The organism is Streptococcus sp. 23.2 (assembly GCF_016648665.1).
Classification (GTDB): domain Bacteria; phylum Bacillota; class Bacilli; order Lactobacillales; family Streptococcaceae; genus Streptococcus; species Streptococcus salivarius_E.
This window is the reverse complement of the sequence record NZ_JACLQJ010000004.1, coordinates 7,007-32,378: the sequence shown is the minus strand read 5'-3', so window position 1 is coordinate 32,378 and position 25,372 is coordinate 7,007. Positions and strand designations below refer to the sequence as shown.

General features: G+C 41.0%; 15 protein-coding genes. 13 read left to right on the top strand and 2 right to left on the bottom strand.

Annotated features, from left to right (window positions below; all coding sequences use genetic code 11):
* Positions 1–45 precede the first annotated feature (45 nt).
* The 9 genes from pulA (at position 46) to H7T98_RS03310 (ending at position 13,910) form a co-directional block, all read left to right on the top strand.
* On the top strand, positions 46–2,241 hold the full coding sequence (gene pulA, locus H7T98_RS03350; RefSeq protein WP_201061259.1) for a type I pullulanase: 2,196 nt from the start codon (positions 46–48) through the stop codon (positions 2,239–2,241).
* Between the two features lie 169 nt (positions 2,242–2,410).
* Complete coding sequence (glgB, locus tag H7T98_RS03345; protein ID WP_049545333.1) at positions 2,411–4,291, top strand: 1,4-alpha-glucan branching protein GlgB; 1,881 nt, start codon at positions 2,411–2,413, stop codon at positions 4,289–4,291.
* Between the two features lie 190 nt (positions 4,292–4,481).
* Positions 4,482–5,624 carry a glucose-1-phosphate adenylyltransferase gene (locus tag H7T98_RS03340; protein WP_049545334.1) on the top strand — a complete coding sequence of 381 codons (1,143 nt, stop codon included), beginning with the start codon at positions 4,482–4,484 and terminating at the stop codon, positions 5,622–5,624.
* Positions 5,614–6,750, top strand: coding sequence for a glucose-1-phosphate adenylyltransferase subunit GlgD (glgD, locus tag H7T98_RS03335; RefSeq protein ID WP_156685290.1), 1,137 nt, complete (start codon positions 5,614–5,616; stop codon positions 6,748–6,750). Before H7T98_RS03340 ends, glgD begins: the two co-directional genes overlap by 11 nt.
* A complete protein-coding gene (glgA, locus tag H7T98_RS03330) occupies positions 6,747–8,177 on the top strand; it encodes a glycogen synthase GlgA (RefSeq protein ID WP_021143828.1) in 1,431 nt (476 codons plus the stop codon). Before glgD ends, glgA begins: the two co-directional genes overlap by 4 nt.
* 342 nt (positions 8,178–8,519) lie before the next feature.
* A complete protein-coding gene (locus H7T98_RS03325; protein WP_049545336.1) occupies positions 8,520–10,925 on the top strand; it encodes a glycogen/starch/alpha-glucan phosphorylase in 2,406 nt (801 codons plus the stop codon).
* A gap of 212 nt (positions 10,926–11,137) precedes the next feature.
* On the top strand, positions 11,138–11,698 hold the full coding sequence (locus H7T98_RS03320; protein WP_049545337.1) for a GNAT family N-acetyltransferase: 561 nt from the start codon (positions 11,138–11,140) through the stop codon (positions 11,696–11,698).
* A 105-nt stretch (positions 11,699–11,803) separates the two neighbouring features.
* Positions 11,804–13,333, top strand: coding sequence for a DUF1310 family protein (locus H7T98_RS03315; RefSeq protein WP_049545338.1), 1,530 nt, complete (start codon positions 11,804–11,806; stop codon positions 13,331–13,333).
* On the top strand, positions 13,314–13,910 hold the full coding sequence (locus H7T98_RS03310; protein ID WP_096832974.1) for a hypothetical protein: 597 nt from the start codon (positions 13,314–13,316) through the stop codon (positions 13,908–13,910). The genes H7T98_RS03315 and H7T98_RS03310 overlap by 20 nt, the downstream gene beginning before the upstream one ends.
* Positions 13,911–13,971: 61 nt before the next feature.
* Here H7T98_RS03310 and gshAB read toward each other — a convergent pair whose 3' ends face one another.
* Complete coding sequence (gene gshAB / locus H7T98_RS03305; protein ID WP_175061908.1) at positions 13,972–16,236, bottom strand: bifunctional glutamate--cysteine ligase GshA/glutathione synthetase GshB; 2,265 nt, start codon at positions 16,234–16,236, stop codon at positions 13,972–13,974.
* 775 nt (positions 16,237–17,011) lie between these two features.
* Between gshAB and H7T98_RS03300 the strand changes: the two genes are divergently transcribed.
* Together H7T98_RS03300 and H7T98_RS03295 are read left to right on the top strand one after the other, a co-directional pair.
* The gene (locus H7T98_RS03300) at positions 17,012–18,757 is read left to right on the top strand and encodes an ABC transporter ATP-binding protein (protein ID WP_037602964.1); all 1,746 of its coding nucleotides are present in this window, start codon (positions 17,012–17,014) and stop codon (positions 18,755–18,757) included.
* Positions 18,747–20,615 carry an ABC transporter ATP-binding protein gene (locus H7T98_RS03295; protein WP_049545411.1) on the top strand — a complete coding sequence of 623 codons (1,869 nt, stop codon included), beginning with the start codon at positions 18,747–18,749 and terminating at the stop codon, positions 20,613–20,615. Before H7T98_RS03300 ends, H7T98_RS03295 begins: the two co-directional genes overlap by 11 nt.
* 94 nt (positions 20,616–20,709) lie before the next feature.
* Here the strand turns inward: H7T98_RS03295 and H7T98_RS03290 are convergent, their stop codons facing one another.
* Entirely contained in the window at positions 20,710–22,233 is a 1,524-nt protein-coding gene (locus H7T98_RS03290) for an ATP-binding cassette domain-containing protein (protein WP_037602958.1), read from the bottom strand.
* Positions 22,234–22,667: 434 nt separating this feature from the next.
* Here H7T98_RS03290 and H7T98_RS03285 point away from each other — a divergent pair, with 434 nt between their 5' ends.
* Both H7T98_RS03285 and H7T98_RS03280 read left to right on the top strand, forming a co-directional pair.
* A complete protein-coding gene (locus H7T98_RS03285; protein WP_037602955.1) occupies positions 22,668–23,756 on the top strand; it encodes a hypothetical protein in 1,089 nt (362 codons plus the stop codon).
* Between the two features lie 350 nt (positions 23,757–24,106).
* Positions 24,107–25,372: YSIRK-type signal peptide-containing protein (locus tag H7T98_RS03280; protein WP_201035945.1), on the top strand; the 1,266-nt coding region annotated here is incomplete at its 3' end.

Genomic DNA, 25,372 nt, shown 5'->3' with positions numbered 1-25,372 from the left:
CTATAATAGGAGAAAAAGTGAGTAATAAAAACTAAGGAGTAAAAAATGGACAATTTATTAACCGTTCATTTTCATAGTATGCATGGCGACTATTCCAGATACAGTATGTGGAAGTGGCTAGATGGTTATTGGGGCGAAGAGGCCCATTTTTCACGTGAAGATGATTTTGGCCTTGTTGGTCAGGTTACTTCTCCCTCTAATCGTTTTATTGATTCTGTCAATCTTTTGGTAAAAACGGAAGACTGGTCGAGGCAAACACATGATTATCGCGTTCGACGTTTCCTAGGGGATGCTCCCAATGCTATTTGGATAGTTGAAGGTGATCCAACGGTTTATTATTCTAAACAGGCAGCCTTGACTAGCCATAGTTTCGAAGGTCGCGACCAGCATGCCTTTGATATGGCTCTTCGTAGACAGGAATTTGATCAGAAGTGGGGCTTTCAAGGATGGTTAGGTCATAAGTATGAAAAAGGGGCTACAGAGTTTCGCCTTTGGTCACCTCTAGCCCGTCGTGTGCAGCTCCTGCTTTTTAAAAAGGGCAGTAAAAATCCTAAGATCATTAAGATGAGCCGAGGAACCAGTGTCAATAAGGACCGTCATGAGATGAATACTCACGGTGTTTGGAGTGCCACTGTCAAAAAGGATTTGGATGGGGTAGCCTACCAGTTTCGTGTGTATCATGAGGAAAGTTTTTATCAGGATACGAGAGACCCCTACAGTATTGCCCTTAGCTTAGATAATAAAAAAAGTTTGGTGGTCAATCCACAGCGACTTGTCCCAAGAGGATTTGAAAAGGTTACCAAACAAAAAGCGAGCTGGCGTAAGGCAAATGCTTGCTCATCCGTTATCTGTGAAATGCACATCCGTGATTTCTCGATTTCAGAGACATCTGGTGTTAAGAAGTCCTATAGAGGAACCTATCTAGGTGCTTGTCAAAAAGGGACTAAAAATGACCATGGAGATGTGACTGGTTTTGATTATCTCAAACGCATGGGCTACAACTATGTCCAACTGCAACCAGTCTTTGATCACCATAAAACCTATGATAAAGATGGTAAGTTGCTCTACAACTGGGGCTATGATCCTGAGAATTATAATGTTCCAGACCGTCAGTTTGCTGCTGATCAAAAGAATCCCGTGGCACCAATTTTAGAGCTTAAGAAAATGATTCAGACCTACCATGAGGCAGGAATTGGGGTCATCATGGATGTGGTTTATAACCATACTTACTCATCTTACAGCTCTCCTTTCCAACTATCTGTGCCGGCTTATTACTACCGTATGCATGACAATGGGTCTTTCCAAGATGGGTCAGGTTGTGGAAATGAAACAGCCAGTGAAAAGGAAATGTACCGTAAGTATATGATTGATTCTTTGACCTATTGGGCAGAAGAATTTGGAGTGGATGGTTTCCGTTTTGACCTCATGGGCTTACATGACGTTGCTACGATGAATGCCATTCGTTCAGCCATGGATGATATTGATTCTAGGATTCTTCTTTATGGTGAAGGATGGGATATGGGAATTGGTCTTCCTGTAGACCAAAAGGGCAAGAAGGATAATGCAGCCTTGATGCCTAGAATCGGATTTTTCAATGACAATGCGCGTGACGCGGTCAAGGGGGCAGAGGTCTATGGGTACATCAATAACGGCTATGTGTCTGGAGCCCCATTGGAAGACCAGATTGCCAAGAGTCTGCTTGGTAGCCGTGGTTTTGTAAACTACCTCATGCCAGGTCAGGTCCTCAACTATATCGAAGCGCACGACAACTACAATTTGAATGACCTTATGCATCATTTGCATCCACATGATTCGCCAGAAGATATTGAAAAACGTATTTACTTGGCAAATGCTCTTAATCTAAGTATGCAGGGAATGTGTTTCATGCAATTGGGACAAGAATTCCAGCGCACTAAGATGGTTGCAACAGGCGAAGATGGTAATTACACGGAAGCAGATGTCAAGCGTGCCATGAATAGCTACAATGCCCCTGATGAGGTCAATCGGGTGGATTGGAATCAGGTGACCCTTAAGAAAAAATTGATTGCTAAAGTTGCCAAATTAATTGAGCGTAAGCAAACCGTACCAGAATTGTCATATCGTTCATATGCAGATATTTACGATAATCTCTATGTCGCAAAAGCGGAGTACGATTCAGGTATTGTTGAATTGCACATTTCTGGAAAATTACGTAAGACTTTTGTGTTCAATAATATGAAAAAAGATTTGGAGATTTACTGACAAGGCAGTCAAAAAATGTTATAATACAGGAAACGCTTACACAAGCAGTTTTATTCGCTTGTGAGCCCTATCAATCTGAAGGGTTTTCTAGTGTATTTACATATATTTCAATGTTTTAATTTCTTGATAGTTAGATCTATCAAGGCTAGTTTTAGAAAGGAGTGATGGTATGAATCTCGATGAAGCCATGTACACGTTTGGGACAGGTGAGAACTTCCACCTTCAGAATTATCTGGGTGTGCATGAATTGGAGGGAGAAGAAGGATTTGTCTTCCGTGTGTGGGCCCCTCATGCTGAGCAGATTCAGGTAATTGGAGATTTCACAGGTTGGTTTGATGAACCTCTGGATATGACCAAAAACCATATCGGTGTTTGGGAGGTAAGTTCAGCCCTCCCTCAAGAAGGACAACTCTATAAGTTCTTGGTGAAACGTAAGGGAGGTCAAGTAGTCGAAAAGATGGATCCTTTCGCTACTTATTTGGAGCCACGTCCAGGAACAGGAGCTGTGATTCGTAAGAAGAAAACTAAGAAGTGGAAGGATGGCCTTTGGATGGGTCGTCGTAAACGCTTTGGTTTCCAAAAACGTCCGGTTAATATCTATGAAGCTCATGCATCATCTTGGAAACTAAAAGAGGATGGTCAACCTTATACTTTCAAAGAATTGAAAGAAGAGTTGATTCCATATTTGGTTGAGATGAACTATACCCACGTGGAATTCATGCCACTCATGGCTCACCCTCTTGGGATGAGTTGGGGTTACCAGCTCATGGGTTACTTTGCTTTTGAGCATACCTATGGTACACCAGAAGATTTTCAAGATTTTGTTGAAGCATGTCACCAGAATAATATCGGTGTCTTGGTAGACTGGGTCCCAGGTCACTATACACAGAATGACGATGCTTTAGCCTACTTTGATGGTACACCAACTTTCGAATATCAGGATCACGATCGAGCTCATAACTATCGTTGGGGTGCACTTAACTTTGACTTAGGGAAAAATCAAGTACAGTCTTTCCTTATTTCAAGTGCTCTTTACTGGATTGAAAATTATCATATCGATGGTATCCGAGTGGATGCAGTTTCAAACATGCTCTATTTGGACTATGATGAGGGTCCATGGATGCCAAACAAGGACGGTGGTAACCGTAACTTGGAAGGCTATGGCTTCCTTCAAAAACTCAATCGTGAGATTAAAAAACGCTATCCAGATGTCATGATGGTTGCGGAAGAATCAACTGCAGCAACACCAATTACACAACCGATTGAAGAGGGTGGTCTAGGTTTCGACTTCAAATGGAATATGGGTTGGATGAACGATATCCTCAAATTCTACGAAGAAGATCCAGTTTACCGTCAGTACGATTTCAATCTGATGACTTTCAGTTTCATGTATTGCTTCAATGAAAACTATGTTCTGCCATTCTCACATGATGAAGTAGTTCATGGTAAGAAGAGTATGATGCATAAGATGTGGGGGGATCGCTACAATCAGTTTGCTGGCCTACGTAACCTCTATACTTATCAACTCTGTCACCCAGGTAAGAAATTGCTCTTCATGGGATCTGAATTTGGTCAGTTCTTAGAGTGGAAATTTGATTACCAACTTGAATGGAATAATCTTGAAGATGAGATGAACCAGAAGATGCAGGCTTTCACTAGCCATATGAATGGTTTCTACAAGGACCATAAATCTCTCTGGCAGATTGATGATTCTTACGATGGTATTGAAATCATTGACGCGGATAACCGTGCTGAAAGTGTGCTTTCCTTCATTCGTAAGGATGACAAAGGCGATAAGGGTGACTTTCTTGTCTGTGTCTTCAACCTAGCTCCAGTGGAACGTCAAGACTTCACTATTGGATTGCCAGTCGCTGGTATTTATCAAGAAGTGCTTAACACTGAGATGGAAGAATTCGGTGGTGTCTGGAAAAAAGGAAATCCTGAAACTCGTACCCAAAAGGCGAAATGGAAGGATTATGAAAATACCCTTAGCTTCACATTGCCAGCTCTTGGAGCAAGTATCTGGCGTGTTAAACGTCGCTTGAAATAAAGGGTAGACTTAAACGTGTACACGATTTGTTTTTCAGTGGTGATAGCAAGGAAATCACGGTTGAAAGAAGCTGTTTGATGCCCAAACTATTGCCACACTGAGGAACTTACTTTAATTGTCATAATCAGTTTCGACTGATTGTTTCACATCCTTTTGAGGATGGAACTAAAAATCATGAGGGGGACTATTCATGAAAAATGAAATGTTGGCTTTGATCCTTGCTGGTGGGCAAGGAACTCGTCTTGGAAAATTGACCCAAAGTATTGCCAAACCAGCTGTTCAATTTGGTGGACGCTATCGTATTATTGACTTCGGTTTGTCAAATTGTGCCAATTCAGGAATTAACAATGTCGGTGTCATTACACAGTATCAGCCACTTGCTTTGAACAATCATATCGGTAATGGTTCAAGTTGGGGCTTGGATGGTGTTAACTCTGGTGTATCGATTCTTCAACCTTACTCAGCTAGTGAAGGTAATCGTTGGTTTGAAGGTACCAGCCACGCTATTTACCAAAACATTGACTATATCGACAGCATCAATCCTGAATACGTTTTAATCTTGTCTGGTGACCATATTTACAAGATGGACTATGATGATATGCTCCAAGCTCACAAGGACAACAACGCAAGTCTTACTGTAGCAGTTCTTGATGTGCCACTTAAGGAAGCTAGCCGTTTCGGTATCATGAACACTGATGCTAATAACCGTATCGTCGAATTTGAAGAAAAACCTGAAAATCCTAAATCTACGAAGGCATCAATGGGTATTTACATCTTTGACTGGAAACGTCTTCGCAATATGTTGGTTTCAGCTGAGAAGAGTACGGTTGATATGTCTGACTTTGGTAAGAACGTTATTCCTGCTTATCTTGAAACAGGTGAAAGCGTCTATGCTTATGAATTTGAAGGCTACTGGAAGGACGTAGGTACTATCGAATCCCTTTGGGAAGCAAATATGGAGTATATTTCTCCTGAAAATGCTTTGGATAGCCGTAACCGTCAATGGAAGATTTATTCACGTAACATGATTGCTCCACCGAACTTCTTTGGTGAACATGCTGAAATTGAAGACTCACTCGTTGTTGATGGCTGTTCGGTTGATGGAACTGTTAAACATTCAGTGCTCTCAACAAGTGCCCAAATCCGTGAAGGTGCGGTCGTTGAAGATTCAGTTATTATGAGTGGTGCAGTTATCGGTAAAGGCGCAAAAATTAAACGTGCTATTATCGGTGAAGGGGCACATATTTCTGATGGCGTGGAAATTGACGGTACAGAAGAAGTGCAAGTCGTAGGATACAATGAAGTAGTGGGGGTACCAAAAGATGAAGATTGATAAATATTCTGCAATTCTAGGAAATACCGTAGGATTCCATGACATGGGTGGTTTGACTGAGCACCGTCCTATTGCCAGCCTACCATTTGGCGGAAAATATCGCCTCATCGACTTCCCGTTGTCTAACTTGGCTAATGCTGGTATCCGTAGCGTCTTCGGAATCTTCCAAAACGAAAACATCAGTTCTGTCTTCGACCATATTCGTTCAGGTCGTGAGTGGGGCTTGTCTACTCTTCTCAGTCACTACTACCTTGGTATTTACAATACTCCTGTTGAAAGCTCAACTGTTGATGAGGAATACTATCGTCAAATTTTGACTTACCTTAAACGTTCAGGCTCAGATCAGACTGTAGCTCTTAACAGTGATGTTTTGGTCAACATTGATCTTAACCAAGTTTTCCACCTTCACAATACAACAAAACCAAAAGTTACTGTGGTCTACAAAAAACTTCCTAAAGAACTCATTTCAGATGTAAACAGCGTTTTAGAAATTGATGACTCTGACAAAGTGCTTGGCCATGAGCTCTTCCAGGGTGGCGATAAAGAAGTTTACAATATGTCTACAGACATCTTTGTTGTGGATACACCATTCTTGATTGAAAAATTGGAAGAAGAAGCAGCTAAAGAAGAACCTCGTAAGCTTCGTTATGTACTTCGTGATTTGGCAGTTGCTGAAAATGCTTTTGCTTACGAGTACACTGGTTACCTTTCAAATATCCACTCAGTAAAAGCGTACTTTGATGCTAACTTGGATATGCTGGAATCACAAAAATTCTATAAACTTTTTGCACCAAACCAAAAAGTTTATACAAAAGTTAAAAATGAAGAGCCAACATACTATGCAGCTTCTTCTGAAGTTAAAGTGTCTCAGTTTGCATCAGGTTCTATTGTACGTGGTAAAGTGGAACACTCAGTGGTTTCACGTAATGTAGATTTGGCCGAAGGCTCAAACGTGAGCTACTCAGTTCTCTTCCCACGTGTTACAGTTGGTAAAGGCGCTACAGTTGAATATGCGATTGTGGATAAAGGGGTTGAAATCGCTGATGGTGTTACTATTCGCGGTACAGAAAACAACCCAGTTGTCATCAAAAAAGGTAGCGTTGTAACAGAGGATATTGTACGATGAAAATTTTATTTGTAGCTGCTGAAGGTGCACCTTTCGCTAAGACTGGCGGTTTGGGTGACGTTATCGGTGCTCTTCCTAAATCTCTAGTCAAAAATGGTCACGAAGTTGCCGTAATTCTCCCTTATTATGATGTGGTTTCGGCTAAGTTTGGCGATCAGGTTGAAGACCTTGGCTTCTTCTATACAAATGTTGGTTGGCGTCGTCAATATGTCGGCATCAAGAAAATTGTCCGTGATGGTGTGACTTTCTTCTTCATTGATAATGAGCAGTATTTCAACCGTGGTACGGTATACGGTGAGTGGGATGATGGTGAGCGTTTTGGTTTCTTCCAAATGGCTGCCCTTGAGTTGATGGAAAAAGTGGACTTTATTCCAGATGTTCTCCATGTTCATGACTACCACACAGCCATGATTCCTTTCCTTCTTAAGGAAAAATACCATTGGATTCAAGCTTACCAAGGTATTAAGACAGTCTTCACTATCCATAATATTGAATTCCAAGGTCAATTTGACAGTGGAATGCTTTGGGAAATTTTCGGTGTTGGTTACGAGCGTTATGCTGATGGTACCCTTCGTTGGAATGATTGCCTCAACTGGATGAAAGCAGCTGTTCTTTACGCAGACCGTGTCACAACAGTTTCACCATCATATGCTGGTGAAATCCAAACACCTGAATTTGGTAAAGGCCTTGATCAAATCATGCGCATGGAATCTGGTAAGTTATCTGGTATTGTTAATGGTATCGATACGGACCTCCTTGATCCAGAAACAGATACTCACATTCCTTATCATTTCTCAGTGGATGATTTGTCAGGTAAAGCCAAAGACAAGGCAGCGCTTCAAGAGCGTGTTGGTCTTCCAGTTCGAGAAGACGTTCCATTGATTGGTATTGTGTCACGTTTGACAGACCAAAAAGGTTTCGATTTGGTGGTTAACGAGCTTCACAACATCTTGCAACATGATGTTCAGATTGTTCTTTTGGGTACTGGTTATAGTGACTATGAGAATTCTTTCTCTTGGTTCGCTCATGCTTATCCAGAAAAAATGTCTGCCAACATTACTTTCAACCTAGAGTTGGCTCAACAAATTTATGCTGGTTGTGACATTTTCCTTATGCCTTCAGCCTTTGAACCATGTGGCCTCTCTCAAATGATGTCTATGCGCTATGGTACCTTGCCAGTGGTTAGCGAGGTTGGTGGTCTTCGTGATACTGTTGAACCATACAACCCTGTGACAGGCTCAGGTACAGGATTCTCATTTGGTAACTTCTCAGGTTACTGGATGGTTCAAACCCTTGAAAAAGCTCTCGATGTTTACGAAAATAATGCTGATGCTTGGAAACAACTCCAGCACAATGCTATGACTCGTGACTTCTCATGGGATACAGCAAGTTTGGCATATGTTGATTTGTACAAACAATTAGTATAATTGCAAAGATAACTTTTCTCGCAAGGGAAAAGTTATCTTCGTGTAAAGCGTTTGAAAACGCTTCTATATAATCTTGACAAAAGTCAGGATAGCATCTCTCAATCTTGTTGATAAAGCAATGAAAGAGAAGATATCTAAAAATCTGAATAGAAGACTAACTCTAATCGTGTTTAATAAACCTGACTATTTTGACAGTTTTGTAAATAAAGATTTTGAAATATCTGTTTCGAATCTTGATTGGCAAGGTTTGGACGTTTTAAAGAAATTTCCAATTCCCCCTTATCCTAATATTCACTCTATAAGATGTGTATCAAAGGTATAGAAGTATAAGAAAGGATTTCTATGCAAGTCGAAAATTTAACAAAAGAACAATTCATCCGTGACTTTAAAGACACGCTCCACCAAGAACAGTTGATTAAAGTGGCTAAGGCTACACCAACTGAAATTTTCACAGCCTTGGCTGGTTTGATTCGTAAGTATTACACTGACACATGGATTGGACGTAACCATGCGCTTTCAGACAATAAAGAAAAGATTGCTTTCTACTTCTCAATCGAATTCCTCCCAGGTCGTATGTTGGAAACTAACCTCCTCAACCTTGGTATTCTTGACCTTGTTAAAGAAGGTTTCGCAGAACTTGACATCGACTTCCGCGAAGTGGTAGAAGCTGAGCATGATATGGCACTTGGTAACGGTGGTCTTGGTCGTTTGGCTGCTGCCTTCATGGATTCGCTTGCAACTACTGGTTATCCAGGTTTTGGTAATGGTCTTCGTTACCGTTACGGACTTTTCAAACAACGTATTGTTGATGGTTACCAAGTAGAACTACCAGATGGTTGGTTTGGTTCAACAGGAAATGTTTGGGAAACGCGTAAAGACCATGATATTGTCTATGTAAAACTCTTTGGTGATGTTGTCCTTGAAAGTGACGAAGATGGTCGTTTTGTTCCAACTTATAAGAATGCTCAAGTTCTTCGTGCTGTACCTTACGATGTGCCACAAATCGGTTATCAAAATGGTGTGATTAACAACCTTCGTCTTTGGGATGTAGAAATTCCTGAAGAATACGAATTGGATTACCCTACTCTTGAAGCTCGCCGTCGTGTGAAAGATATTACAGCCATTCTTTATCCAGATGATACAACGATTGAAGGTAAAGAATTGCGTTTGGTTCAGGAATACTTCATGACAAGTGCAGGTCTCCAAACCATTATCAAATCTTACCTCAAGATGGGCTTGCCATTGAAAGATATCCACGAAAAGGTATCTGTTCACATCAATGATACTCACCCTGCGGTTGCACCAGCTGAATTCATGCGTCTTCTCCTTGATGAATACGGTCTTTCATGGGAAGATGCTTGGAATGCGACTGTTAAGACTATGAGCTACACTAACCACACTATTCTTCAAGAAGCCCTTGAAAAATGGGATCAACAGCTCTTCAAACGTGTTCTTCCACGTGTTTACCAAATCATCTTGGAAGTCGACAACCGTTACATTGCTGAAATGGCTGGACGTGGTATTGCTGCGGATGTTATCGAACGCACACGTATCGTTAAGGATAACCAAGTCCACATGGCTAACTTGGCTATCATTGGTGGTCACTCAGTCAACGGGGTTGCCAAACTCCATACAGAACTCCTTAAAGAAGATACCCTTCACGATTTCTATACTATTTATCCTGAAAAATTCAATAACAAGACAAATGGTATCGTTCAACGTCGTTGGACACAAATTGCAGCTCCGGAACTTTCAGCAGCAATTGATGACGTGATTGGTGACGGTTGGCGTAACGACATCCATGAGCTTGAAAATCTTACAACTTACTTGGATGACAAGGAAGTCTTGAACCAGTTCTATCAAGTTAAGAAGACTGCTAAACAACGTTTGGCAGACTATATCAAGAAAACAACAGGCGTAGAAGTGTCTACAGATGCTATCTTTGATGTTCAAGTGAAACGTCTTCACGCGTACAAACGTCAATTGCTTAATCTTCTTCACATCATCAAACTTTATTGGGATCTTAAAGATAATCCAGATAAAGACATGGTACCTCGTGTATTCATCTTTGGTGCCAAAGCTGCCCCTGGTTATCACTTCGCTAAATCAGTAATCAAACTTATCAACGAAGTTGCCAACCTTGTTAACAACGACGAAAGTCTCCAAGGGAAACTTAAAGTGGTCTTCCTTGAAAACTACCGTGTCAGTCTTGCGGAACTTATCATTCCAGCAGCAGATGTATCTGAGCAAATCTCATTGGCTTCTAAAGAAGCATCTGGTACATCAAACATGAAATTCATGATGACTGGTGCTATCACTTTGGCGACACTTGACGGTGCCAACATTGAAATCAAGGATGAAGTTGGTGATGAGAATGTTGTCATCTTCGGTATGGACAAGGACGAAGTTTATGAACACTATGCACGTCACGATTACTACTCTCGTGCAGTTTATGAAAATAACCCAGTCATTCGCCGTGTCGTTGATACCTTTGTTAACGGTACGATTCCAAATGCTCAAGCTGAAGGTACTGAAATTTACGAAGCCCTCATCACCCACAACGATGAGTACTTCCTCTTGGAAGACTTCGCTGCTTATGTAGAAGCTCAAGAGAAAATCGATGCACTTTATCGTGATCATGACAAGTGGGCACGTATGAGCTTAGCTAATATTGCTAAATCTCACAAATTCACTTCAGATGATACGATCACAGAGTATGCTAAAGAAATTTGGGAATTGAAAAAATAAGCGATAGCTTATGAATCACAAAAAGACAAAGGCTAGAAATGGTCGTTGTCTTTTTATTTTTTTAGAAGAGGGGTGTCATAGACAGCCCAAAAGGATTTATAATTGGCAGGAGAAGTTTATCTGCAGATCTATCTTAGCCCTTGAAACTTGCACTAGCTTATCAAGGTGTTATAATAACTTATAGGTATAAGCATCAAAAAGGGGGAAAATACATGGCTTTACGCAGCCAATTAATTACTAAGGAGTTTCCAGAATTAGATAGGGTAGAGCGCTTAAATAACGAGGCCTTCCCAGAAGAAGAACGTATTCCATTAAGTGAGTTTTTACAATTGGATGGTCGTGATGATTATCATTTCTTTGCCTTTTATGACGAGGATGATTTTGTTGGATTTGCCTCAGTTCTCTACAATGCCAAAGTTTTTTATGTGAGTTTCTTTGCCATCGTTCCTCAAATGAGGAGTCATGGCTACGGAAGTGAGATTATTGATAAACTGGTGGACTTTTATGGACCATCTCGGTCTATGGTCTTGGAAGTAGAGCGCTTGGATGAACCCAATGACAATACAGAGCAACGTGAGGCACGTTGGGATTTCTATAAGCGTAATGGGTTCAAGACTTCCAATGCTTTCTTGGAATATGAGGGGTTAAGCTTTGAGATTCTCTATCGTGGCGATCACTTTGACGAAGAAGCCTACAGAGAGATATTCCGCAAACTTCAGGAAAATGCTTATTTTGACTTCAGTATTAAACATCGTCGCTTGAGTGATTTATAAATAATCAAACCAAACAGGTCTTAGTCGACCTGTTTTTCATTTGTTTTCAGCGTTTGCCAATCGTTTTCAGAATATTTTGTCGTCCTATGCTATAATGGAAGTACTATGAAGAAAGTAATTTTACAGTATCTGGCAAGTGCTCTGACTGTAATCCTTATACTTGGTCTTGTGGTTTTCAACAGACAGCAAAATCACTCTCTGGTAAAGAAGGTCAAAGACCCTGAGATTTCCTATATCTATAAGGATTCTTTGGAAAATCTAGATAGACTGGCCCTTAGTCAGGCTGGGATTATACAATCCTATCAACTCGATTCTTTGTCTGTTAGGAAGGAAGATGGAAAGATTCACCTCGTTCTCCATATCAATCATTCCTATGATATGCAGGTAAATCTTGTCCTAAAGTCTGATATCTACGGTGATTTATCTGTGGTTCAAGCGACGCCATCAAAGGCTTTGAAGCTAGCCTTGGAGGACGAGTCTTATCAGAAACGGTTGACCTTAATTTCGCAAAAGGCAGATGCTATTATATCTCGTGATCACTGGGATCAAGGCATTAAACCGGCCTATGTGGCTCAGGTGAGAAGTAAGATGAAGAAGACTTCTTTGAACCAGTTGGAAAAGGTTCTGCAAGAAATTGACCAAGAAAGCAAGGAAGTGGGCTCCGATACCTATACGTCCTTTTTCCAAGCTTCTCAACTGCCTAATCACGACAAGCTCAATTTGGTTATGGAGCACATGCAGGTTTATGTGGATAAGTACCAGTTCCTCCAGTTAGGGAAGTCAGGTTATAAATTTTCCAAGAATCTAGAGCCAACCAGTCCTTTTTACAGTTACTTCCGCGAGGCTATTATGGAGACCTATCAGACGGATCTAGGGCTTGGAGTAGATGAGTTAGGTATCAAGCTCCACCTTTTTAGGTCTTGGATTGATAAGCAGTCCATGGACTATATTAGGACCAACTACAAGGGCAAGACGGATTTTGACAAGCTTCTGGCTTACAGCAAGGACAAGAAGATCAAGTTGGATTATACTACAGGTGCTTCCTATCATAATCGAAGCTTGGGAGACTTTACCTATCCAGAGAACATGAAAATTCAGCTACCTCAGACCAGTGTCATGGGACCTTATGGTGTCAGCAATTCCCGCTTTATTGAATTTATTGTCAATATGGATACAGGGAAATTTGTTTCTGAGTGGAATGTCTACAAGAAAAGGAAAGACGGTAGTATCGACTCTAATCCTAAGCATTACAAGATTGAAGATGGTGCTGACATTGCTGATACGGACTCTGCTAACTACGGCCTATCTAAGGGATTAAATGCTGACTTACCAGCCTATCTCAATAATAGCCATACCTATCTCGATGTTCGTCACCCTGCGGATAATGCGATTAGACGTAAGATGGTTAGAAAGTGGAAAAATGCCAAGAATGTCTTAAATGGTGGGCGCTATGCTGATATTGTTAAAAAAGGAGGCTTGAAAGACCTTGAAACATGGAAACAAGTTAAAGCTGAAGACCGCCTCCAGGTCTACAATGCTTACCTTGATTATATTCGCTCTCATCTTGTGCTTAATGGGTTTGACAGCTTTTACCAAGAAACCTACAACCCCCAAGGTGGAGACAAAAAAGACTGAAACCCTTGATAGTGTTCTTGTCGCTAAAAATTTCTATCGTGTAAGGGATGCCTATGCCATCAAGCTCTACGGGCAGGATGAGGGGATGTCCTTTGATGTGGCTGGTCAGAGACTCTTTGGGTCAAATATTGCTATTAAAGATGGTCTGTTATATGGCTCCAGTCTTGGAGATTTGACCATTGAGGCTTATTTTCAGGGGGAGGTGTCCTACCTTTTAGAGGCTACCCAGAAGCTCCCAGTGGACAAAAATCGCATCAAGGCTAATCACTATAGTCAGGACATTGTTCTGAATAAAGTTTGGACTAGTCTGGAAGGCCAAGAAACCTCCAACAGTATCATCACTCAGTTTCAGGATAAGACCCTACTCAAGCTGCGGATCAGCTACAACAAAGAGTTTCTTCCCACAAAGATTCAAGGTTTCTACAATAGCCAAACCTTGAATGGCTGGCGGGACCTCTTTTACATAGATTATCCTTACAGTGATCAGGAAGCCTTCAATCAGGCTCAAGATGCCTATATACAACACATCCAGTACATGGAAACTCATCCTGAGGAAGAAGCAGGAGAGTTTGGTTAATAAAGCAAAATCACCTTTATCTCGAGATAAAGGTGATTTGTTTGCGCTTAAGATTTAAGTTTTAGTTTTGATTTGTGGCAACTTCTGGAAAAAGCTTGTCTAAGATTTTTGAAGTGATAGCCTGTCCAGGTCCTTCAGCACAGTAGGTGTGCATATACATAGAAGGGTTAAAGTTGAGCTCGATGCAGGTGCAATGAGGGTTTTCCTTGCTAGCAGGTTGGGTTTCATCTGGAATAATGAGGTCAACCCCACAAGCCCAAGCGCCCATGCTAGTCGCCATAGCTGCAGCTAGTTCTTGGTAAGAGGAATCCATGGTCTCAGTGACATCAATAGAGTCACCACCCGTAGAAATGTTTGAGTTACGACGTAGATTGACCTTTTTCCCTTCTGGGAGAATATCATCAGGTGTATAACCCTGTTGCGTTAACATCAGTTGTTCAATGTCTCCAAGCGCAATGATTTCAAGTGGTGAGCGGTGATCACGTCCTCGCAATGGATTGGCATTTTTCTGAGCGACCAATTCACGAATGGTGTGTTTGCCATCACCGACAACATTGGCAGCGACACGAAGGAGTACAGCCTCACAACGTCCATCCAAGATAAAGAAACGGTATTCGGTTCCTGAGATAAATTCTTCAACAAGAACAGCTGTATCTTCTGCAAAGGCAATCTCGAGGGCTTTCTTATAGTTATCAAGGCTGGCAGGCTCTTGGAAAATGGAAATGCCCAGACCAAAGTTGGTTGATTTTGGTTTAACCACAATTTGCTTGTCCTTGATAAGAGGATAATAGGCTAGACCTTGTTCCAGACTGGTAAATTCGTCGCCAGCGGGAACAGGGAAACCAGCATCAGTCAGGATTTTTTTGGTCACGGTTTTATTAGCCATGGCAAGAGGGACTACATAGTTGTCTTTTGAAGTCATGTTACCATTTTTGACGTATTCCACATGATCTTTATGCCAGAGTTTAAGGAATTGATCCTGCTCATCTAGGATTTCAAAATGAATCCCTTTTTGAATGGCGTCAAAGAGTAGCATCTGAGTAGAAAGTTCCATCTCCTCATAACCTTTAAGAGCATAGTGGGCAGTCCAGTCGTAATCATGATAGGTAAGAGCCTTGTCAAGGGCAAAGTCAGCAAGAGACTTGTCTTTGATATGAGGCAAGAGTTGGGCTGCTAGTGTATGGTTAGGATCAGCAAAGGCATCTTTAACTTGTTTGACCAAACCTTGATGATAGTCACCTAGGCCAAAATGTTGCACCAGTTGGTCCAGAGCCGTCGTAATGTTTTGAGTTTCAGCTTCAGATGGTAGAGGTTCTAAAGGATGAGAGAGGGCAATCTTTTCATTCAGCGCGTGACCTTGAGCCAGAGCCTGATCAACATTTTCAGGGGCATCCATCCAGAGGAAGGCTAGTAGGAGTAGGTGTACGGTATCCATAGTAGTTTGGCTAATACCGATACGCTCAAAGGGGTTGAGGTCGAAGTTACGGAATTCCAGATAGGTGATTCCTTTGTCAAGGAAGGAGCGATTAACTTTTTGTCCACGGAAACGAACAGCTGAGTAAAATTCCTTCTCCGCAATCAAATCTCCTTGTTCGATATAGTTTTCGATGGCAGAGACATAATCTTCTAGGCTTGCAAAAGATACTTGGATTTCTTCCTTATTGACATAACCATGGTCACTGTTACGGAAGGAACGAACGGGTTCTGGCACTTCTTGGTCGAAGAAACCTTGCTCAGCAATAGGTGCAGCACCAAAGAGATAGGTAATCACCCAACGGTAGCGCAAATAGTTCTGAGCCAGCTTGAGATAGAGGGCGTTCTTGAAAGCAATCATATCAGTCTGGTTGCTTTCTTTGAATAGGGCCTCAACCAAATCTTTCCCAAGTTCCATATTATAGTGGATACCTGAGATAGCTTGTAGTTTAGTTCCGTATTTTTCAGCCAAGTAGTTACGATAATGGCGTTCGAATTCATTTTCCAGTTGGGCAACTTGGATTTCTTGGGCCTTGATACGAGGTGGCATGGACAAGGGCCAGAGAAGTTCATCTTTACTGATGGAACGTCCAGCTACATCGGTAATGGCTCCAAGAAAACGACGGGCCTCAGTGGTAGATTTAGCAACTGGTGTGATGAGCTCCATTTGAAACTCACAAAAATCTGTTTGAATATAAGGGTGGAAACTTCGAGCTCCTAGGCAAGAAGGGTGAGGCGTATGTGCTAATTTTCCCTGTCTATCGACACGAAGACTTTCGCGTTCAATTCCAAAGTTAGCTTGAAGGATAGGGCTGGTAGGCTCCAGCTTTTGAAGCAGTTGATTTATAGTCATAGAGTCACCTTTTCATCTAATGTTAGTGTTAGTCTATTATAAATAGGAGAAGAAAACAACTTTCCGCTACGGTTAAGGGGAATTTCCGAATGTTTTAGATAAGAATTCTTAAAACCAGTTGCTTTTTAGCTCTATTATATGCAAAAATTGTAAAATACCCACCGATTTTTATGTAAAATGTTATTTCTCTTGCAATTTAAATCAAATTAGCCTATACTAATGACGTATATATAAGAATGAAAGAATCCCTAGGGTCTGCCCTCAGGGGCTTTTGTATGCTCTCAAAAGGGTATAACCGTTCTTTTATAGATAAAGGATGAGCGTTAAGAGTAGCTTTCAGACAGTATGCTCTGCCTAAAAGCGATGCTTTCGCCGTGATGGATTACAGGACTAGCTTATATCTATCAATGCCTGAAACACGCTCTGCTCAGGGTAGGCGATATTTTTCGCCGAGGTAGGGGTTATCCTGGACCTATTTGCACTTGTTCGAAGTTGCTCACGATTCGACAGCTCGCTCTGCCCAAAAGTGATGCTTTCGTCGTGATGGATTACAGGACTAGATTATATCTATCAATGCCTGAAACACGCTCTGCTCAGGGTAGGCGATATTTTTCACCGTGGCAATAGTTATAGAAGTCCAGAGACTTCTATAACTCGGAAGTTTTGAGACTTTGGCTCAAAACTTAGCTATGAGATTCCGAAGGAAGCTACTAGCGTCCGAAGCCACTTAAGAAAAATATCAAAAAAAGAAAAAGAATAAAAAACGGAGGTAATTATGTTTCAAACCCTTATCCCCCAGATAAAGGAATACAAGAAACCCTCAATCCTAGCGTCCGTCTTTATGACACTAGAAGTCATGTTTGAGATTTCCATTCCCTTTGTCATGGCTAATCTTTTGGACAAAGGTGTCCAGCAATCCAACATGTCTAACATTTGGCTCTACGGTGGCCTCATGCTGGTCTGCGCCTTTCTATCACTATTCTGCGGCATGCAGTCGGCTCGCTATGCAGCTTTTGCCTCTGCTGGATTTGCCAAGAATCTACGTCAGGCCATTTTCAAAAAGGTTCAAACTTTCTCTTTTGAAAATATCGATAAGTTCTCAGCTGGTGGTTTGGTGACACGTATGATGACTGATGTTACCAACGTGCAGAACTCTTATCAGATGATTATCCGTGTCTGTGTGCGTGCACCACTTAACCTGATTTTTGCTATTGCAGCAAGTTTCTTGATTAATGCTGAAATGGCTTGGATTTTTGTTGGTGTAACGATCTTCCTTGGTGTGGTTTTGGCCATTATTACCAAAATCGTATATCCTCTTTTTACTCAAGTATTTGAGGCTTATGACAACCTTAACAACAGTATCAAGGAAAATATCACCAACATGCGTGTGGTGAAATCCTATGTTAAAGAGCAGGAAGAGACTGACAAATTTAAGAAGGCCTCACGTCGTATTTACAAGATGTTCATGCGTGCCATTCGTGTAGTTATCATGTCTAACCCAGCTATGATGTTGTCTATGTATGCGTCCTTCCTTATGATTTCCTGGTTTGGTGCCCATCTCATCGTTGGTGGTAGCTTAACTACAGGGGAATTGACTTCGATGTTCAGTTACACCATGACCATCCTCATGTCACTCATGATGTTCATGATGATCTTTGTCATGTTGTCTATCTCTACAGCATCTGTTGAACGTATTGATGAAGTTCTTAGCACTGAAGCCACCATTGTTTCACCTGAAAATGGTTTAACAGAAGTTGCAGATGGTTCTATCAGCTTTGATCATGTGGATTTCTCATACACGGATGAAAATGGTGACAAGACCCATGTCCTCAAAGATATCACTTTGGATATTAAGTCTGGTGAAGTTATTGGTATCCTTGGTGGAACGGGTTCGGGTAAATCAAGCTTGGTTCAGCTGATTCCTCGCCTTTATGATGTGGAAGAAGGTCAGGTTAGGGTTGCTGGGCATGATGTTAAGGACTATGATTTGGATAGCTTACGTAAGCAAGTTGCCATGGTCCTTCAAACCAATGTCCTTTTCTCAGGAACCATTAAAGAAAATATGCGTTGGGGAAATAAACAGGCAACAGATGAGGAAATCATTGAAGCTTGTAAGATTGCCCAAGCTGATGAATTTATCCAAGAGTTTAAGGATGGCTATGATACTAAGATTGAACGTGGTGGAGCCAATGTCTCAGGGGGACAACGTCAACGTCTTTGTATCGCACGTGCCCTTCTCATGAATCCGAAAATCTTGATTTTGGATGATTCGACATCGGCAGTCGATACCAAGACAGATAGTTTGATTCGTCAAGGCTTCGCTTCAAGTCTTAAGGACACGACCAAAATCATCATCGGTCAACGTATTTCATCTATCCAAGATGCCGACCGTATCATCGTCATGAATGATGGTCGTATCGATGCTGTTGGTACGCATGACGACTTGGTGGCTAATAATGCTATCTATCGTGAGGTTTACAAGATGCAAACACAAGGGAAAGGAGTAGCAGATGCAGAATAAGAAAAAAGCTAATTGGGGCTCTCTAGCACGTCTTCTACGCTTTTTGTGGCAAGACTACAAACTTTCACTTAGTATTGCCTTTGTCCTCATTGTTGTTGCTTCTTTGGCAACGGTTAATTTGACGGCTTCGATTCAGTCCTTGGTGGACGTTTACGTTCAACCCATGCTCAAATCTGGTAGTCATGATTTTGGGCCACTGTTACGTTTCTTGACGTCAGTTGGGGTCTTTTGTCTTATCGGTGTGGTTGCCAACTATGTGGCCTCCCTCCTCATGGCGACGATTTCACAAGATTCCCTGCGTTCCCTTCGTAATCAGCTTTTTGCTCGTATGCAAAAGCTTCCGATTCGCTACTTTGATGCTCACCAACACGGTGACATCATGTCTATTTACACCAACGATATCGATGCCCTCCGTCAAGCTGTCGAGCAATCTATTCCGCAGTTGTTACAAACGGCCATTACCCTTATCGGGGTGACTGTAACCATGCTTACGGTTAGTCCCCTTCTCTTTATCGTGGTTCTAATCATGGTAGGCATCATGTTTATGGTCATCAAAAATGTATCAGCTAAATCAGGTCGTTACTTCGGTGAACAACAAAAGAACCTAGGGATTGAGAATGGTTTTATCGAAGAAATGATGTCAGGTCAAAAGGTAGTCAAGGCCTTCGTCCACGAAGAAAAAAGTATGGCTGACTTTGACAAGATTAATGAACAACTCTTTGAATCGTCATATTTAGCCAATCGCTATGCCAATGTTCTCATGCCAATTCTTGGGAACTTAGGAAATGTTTCCTTTGTTTTGACTGCCTTGGTCGGTGGGGTATTTGCTCTAAATGGTGTCGGTAGCTTGACTATCGGTGGTCTCATGGCCTTCCTACAATTGAACCGTTCCTTCAACGGCCCAATTACTCAGGTTTCTCAACAACTTAACTTTGTCCTTATGGCACTTGCTGGTGCAGACCGTATCTTTGATCTTTTGGATGAAGCAGAGGAAGTTGACCAAGGTAAGGTCACTTTGGTCAACTACGAATTGGTAGACGGTCAGATGGATGCGACAGACAAGAAAACCAACCACTGGGCTTGGAAGCACCCACGTCCAAATGGTGACTACGAATTGGTTGAGTTGGTCGGAAATGTGGTCTTCCAAGATGTTGATTTCTCTTACGATGGTAAGAAACAAATTCTTCATGGCGTTAACCTCTATGCAGACAAGGGGCAAAAGGTAGCCTTTGTCGGTGCGACAGGTGCTGGTAAGACGACGATTACCAATTTGATTAACCGTTTTTACGATATCCAATCTGGTGTGATTACTTATGATGGTATCGATGTGAAGCTGATTGAAAAAGATTCTCTTCGCCGATCACTTGGTATCGTGCTTCAGGATACCCATCTCTTCACAGGGACTATTGCTGAAAATATTGCCTACGGCCGTGCGGATGCGACTCGTGAAGAAATTCTTGAAGCTGCTCGTATTGCTAACGTGGATTCCTTTGTTCAACATCTGGACAATGGTTACGACACTGTTCTTACAGACGATGGTGCAGGCTTGTCTAATGGACAACGTCAGCTGATTGCCATTGCGCGTGCTGCCCTTGCTAATGCACCAGTTCTGATCCTTGATGAAGCGACATCCTCTATTGACTCTCGTACCGAAAAAATGGTGCAAGAGGGGATGGACAGACTCATGGAAGGACGCACGGTCTTTGTTATCGCCCACCGTCTTTCAACCATCGTTAACTCTGACGTTATCATGGTTATGGACCACGGACGTATCATTGAACGTGGTGACCATGACAGCCTTATGGAACAAGGTGGTACTTACTACCGACTCTATACTGGTGGTCTTGAAATTGATTAACATTAAAAGAACTCAGGCTTTGCCTGAGTTTTTTTGCATATGAAGAAGATGTTTCTTTTGAGACTTTTCTTGTAAAAACGATAGATTTGATATCTTAAATCTCAACTTCTTTTAAACCGTGTGAGTCCAGGCGATAAATCTTTTGGCAAACTTGTCTGAGGTAGTTGACATCATGTGAGACTGTCAGAATGGCACCTGGATAGTTCTCGAAGAGCTGTCGAACTTGAGGCTGTGAGGTGGGTGAAAAATTTCTGGTTGGTTCATCTAAGATAAGGAGCTGAGGGCTTTCTAAGACTAAGTGCAGTAGGAGTAGTTTCCCTTTCTGTCCGCCAGATAAATCAGAAATGGCATGGTTCATTTCATCATGACTAAAGTTGAGGTTGGCGAGATGGGAGCTTATAACCTCTCGTTCAGACTTGTCGCCTGTCTTACTTAAAAACGCTATCGGTGACAAATCATTTTGAAAGATAGCGTCATAACGTTGAGGCATGTAGCCAATAGTCAGGTCTGTCTTCTTGCTAAGTTCTTGGTAGAGAAAGTGTAAGAGAGTAGATTTACCACAGCCGTTATCTCCAACAATACCAATTTTTTCTTGCCCTTTCAAAGAAAGTTTGAGATGGTCAATGGTTAGGTGAGGAGCGATGTTTATCTGCTTTTCATCCAGATTTAAGAGATATTTTCCCTGAGGTAGAGGAGTGATATGAGAGAAGAATAGTTCAATACTGTCTTCTTTATCAGGCATTTGTGTCATATCTTGGGCAAGACGGTCGTAGCGTTTCTCTTGCGAGAGGACTGCTTTCATCTTTTTGGCAACCAATCGTCCTTGCGTGCTATCATGCGTATTACGTAGGGTAGTTTGGACATTTTGTTTGATACGGCGATGCTTGGCCATGGCTTTGTCATAGGCTTTTTTCTCGGTTTTCGCTTGCTGCATTTGTTGCTGGAAGGCATCAGTGCGTTGCTGGCTATAGTTATCATAGTCGAGGTGCTCCACACTAGTCCTTGCCTGACGGCGACGTTTAAGGAGTTCCAGATGGATAATGGTATCTGCTGTCTGGCTTAGTAGGTCTTCGTCATGTGAGATATAGATTATGGTTTGATCAGAATGTTTGATAAAATTTTTTAGCCAAGTCATAGTAGTCAAGTCCATATCGTTTGAGGGCTCATCAAGAAAAATGATGTCGTGGGGACGGGCTAATTCTCGGATGAGTTGAATTTTGAGTTTCTCGCCACCTGACAGAGAGGAGACAAGCTGACTGCTAGCAAAACGCTCACTATCAAAATGAAGTTCATCAGCCAGACGATAGAGGGTAGCATAGTCTAGGTCATAAGTATCCGCAAAGAAGTAGTCGTTAAGGGTTAGGGATTGTAAGTCATCCGAAATCTGTTGGGGAATATAGACCTGTGGGCTATCTGGTTTATTAATAGTTCCCTCGTAAGAAAGATGGTCGAAATGTGCTTTAGGATTGACAAGAAGGGCAAGGAGACTAGATTTTCCATTGCCTTCCTCCCCAATGATGGCGACTTTTTCACCAGTAGCTATCGTTAGATTTAAGTCATGAACGAGTTCACGCAAATCTTTGGTATGGGTAATAGTTAGATGTTGAATCTGTATCATAGGACCTCCTAGGTCTGAGTGCTTGTTGATAGTGTTTTATGGGTAGTACAGTTTTTACTTCAAACAATATCAAAGGTCAAAAAACAGTTCTACCTTATAAGATAGAACCGTCTTGAATCTAGCTAAAAAGCCCTCTAGGAGATAGTGATGGTGTGGATGCAAAAAAACTCAGATACCACCAATAAATTTTCTATAGAAAAAGAGCGCAAAAAAGACATGAAAACAATCTATCAAATAAAGCAGGTTTATTGTGAATAGACTTAGTTGTTCATGTCTCCATTTACCTCCGAATGTTACTTGCCTTGATTGTACGCTATCCGAGAGATTTTGTCAAATGAAAATAAAATATCTAACCTTATTAGACTGCCAATCTACCTTATCAATAGTCTCCACCTATGCTATACTAAAAGCAATACTAAAAATGGAGATTATTTATGGAAAATAAGTTTGTAAAGAAACCAACACCTAAGGGGGATAAGTCCACAAGAATTGTTTTTATAGGTCTCTTAGTGGCATTGCTTTTTATAATCGCAGGGACGGCTTTCTTCTTTGCTGTGAATAGTAGCAGTAAGGCTACCAAAGGTTCAGTTGCATCCAGTAAGTCGAGTACGACTGTCTATTCCGGCAGCAATGTAGAGGATCCCTTGTTCAAAATCACCCTGAAAACCTTCGGAGATAATAAAGAATTTTTACTCGTGACACCAAATCCTGGTCATGATAGAAACATGTTTAACATTGTGGGGGTAGCTGGTCAATACTTAGTCACTCAGGAGTACAAGGGGGGTGAATCTGGTAAGAAAAATGCCAAGGGTGAGACACTTTATAAGTATGACTACTTTAATATCTATATGTATGACACGGAAAAACCAAATCAAAAACCTAAACAAATTGACCTCTTGAAATTGGCTAAAAAAGCTGGGGATGAAGATTATTTAAATCAGGCAAGTCTAAGGCTTTTCATGCTTAATGAGCAAGCTTACTTACAAATGCCTTTTGGTGCGTCATCAGCTGATTTTGCTTCTAATAAAAAATACCTCAATCTTAAGACACAAAAGATCGAGGAAATGAATATTCCAGCTAACTCGAATACTTTGGACTCGGAATTGGATTACGCCAATGTTGATATGCGTAAGACTTTAGAGCCTTTTGGACTTGAGATGTGGACAGGTGCAACTAATGGTAGGGATTTAGATCATCCAACAGAAACACCAATTGCGAGTCTGCCTGCTCTTTATTACATTTCTGAAAAAGACAGAAGCCTCAATATGGATAGTACCAACTTTGCCAAAGAGCATAAGGATGCTTATGAAGCGATTAAGACCAAACATGCTAGAATCTACACCATTCCAAGCAAGATTAACAATGAAACCTGGTTCAATACCTTACTCCATTGGATGGCACCTGAAGGCCAGGATGCCTACGAGTTACCGGTTAGGGCATTTAGACCGACTCAGGAAGAAGGGAAAGTCAAGTCCTACCAAGAATTGCAGACTTGGAATGACAACCATATCAGAAAAAAATAGAGGAACTTACCTCTGAGACCCATAAGATTATGAACCCAAGTCTATAATACTTGGGTTTTTTAGTGTGGTCTGATATAGCAATTGTTGTTTTAGTTTTTTTGTGAAATTCTTGTTATATGATAGCTAAGTTTAAAATAGATTGTTTATTAGTTTGTTTAGCTGATTATTAAAAATATTTCAATCGGGTCTATAGGCTTATAATAAGCAGAACAAATCATTTAATAAAGATTAAAATTATTGACACTTATATTGACGTGTAATTATCAGAATGTTAGAATTTAAAGTGCATCATCATAATAAAATAAAATTAAAGCAATAAACCAAATATTACAATTTTTTATGGAGACTTTATGAAAGATTTTTTTAATCAACGTCAACGTTATTCATTGAGAAAATATTCTATTGGCGTTTGCTCAGTCTTGCTTGGAATTGTTCTTTTTTCTGGACAGGCTGTACAAGCTGATGAAGTTATAACAGGTAATGATAACGTTGTGAAATCTGTAGAAGCAGCTGAATCCGCAATATCGGATACTACTATATCAGAAGTTCCAACTGCTATAGAAAAGTTACCAGTAGAAGAAGTAGTAACTGTACAGAATGAAACAGTTTCTAAGCAACAAGACACGTCATCTGAAACAAACACTAGTAGAAATTCTACGTCTTTTGCTAGTTCTGAAGAATCATATGTGGCTCAAGTAAATCAAAGTCAAGCTACAAGTGATTTATCTGAAGGATTAAAATCAGAAACGATAACATCTGAAATATCAAGAACTAGTCTCCGTCGAGGGAGAATTTTAGCGTCTGAAGAAACAGTCGAGAGTTCTACAGAGATACTATCATCAGAAGCAATCCCAGCTGAAATACCTATACGACGTAGTGGACGTCGAGGAAGAAATATGTCATCTTTAAATACGTCTGAATCGAATAACGGGACTCCTATAAATAGTAGTTTACCTACGGTCACCATACCAACCAGCAATCAAAATAATACTTTAGCTACACCAGACGAAAATATAACGAAATCAACCAAGCAAACGGTTGTTTTTGAAGGTGCAGGAGAAAAGACGCCAGCTACTAATATTAAAGATGATTATGTTTTCACAGGTAAGAAAGATTTAACAACAAACGCTATTACTTGGAAAACAAGCTCGCATACATACGGCAGTGTGCCAGTTCCAGTGGTTCCAGGCTACTATGCAGATAAGGCGGAAGCTGGATTTAAGACAGTTACTCTTGATGAACCAGAGGTGACAGATAAGGTTATATACAAACCGTTGGGAAAAATTATTCAAGTAGATGAGAACTTTAACGTCATTCCTAACTCAAATTCAGTAACTTATGAGAACAATCCGTACAATCCAAGAGAGGCTGTAGAAACTGCTATTCCAGATGCTCCTGCAGGATATAAGATTAGAGAATTACAACCTCATGCATGGGGCTATAATATTGTTGACAAAACAATTGAACCCAATGATGAAAGTGATCCAGATCGTATCTCAAAAGATACACCAATTGTTTATGTACCACTTACTTCTGACGTAACGAAATCAACCAAGCAAACGGTTGTTTTTGAAGGTGCAGGAGAAAAGACGCCAGCTACTAATATTAAAGATGAT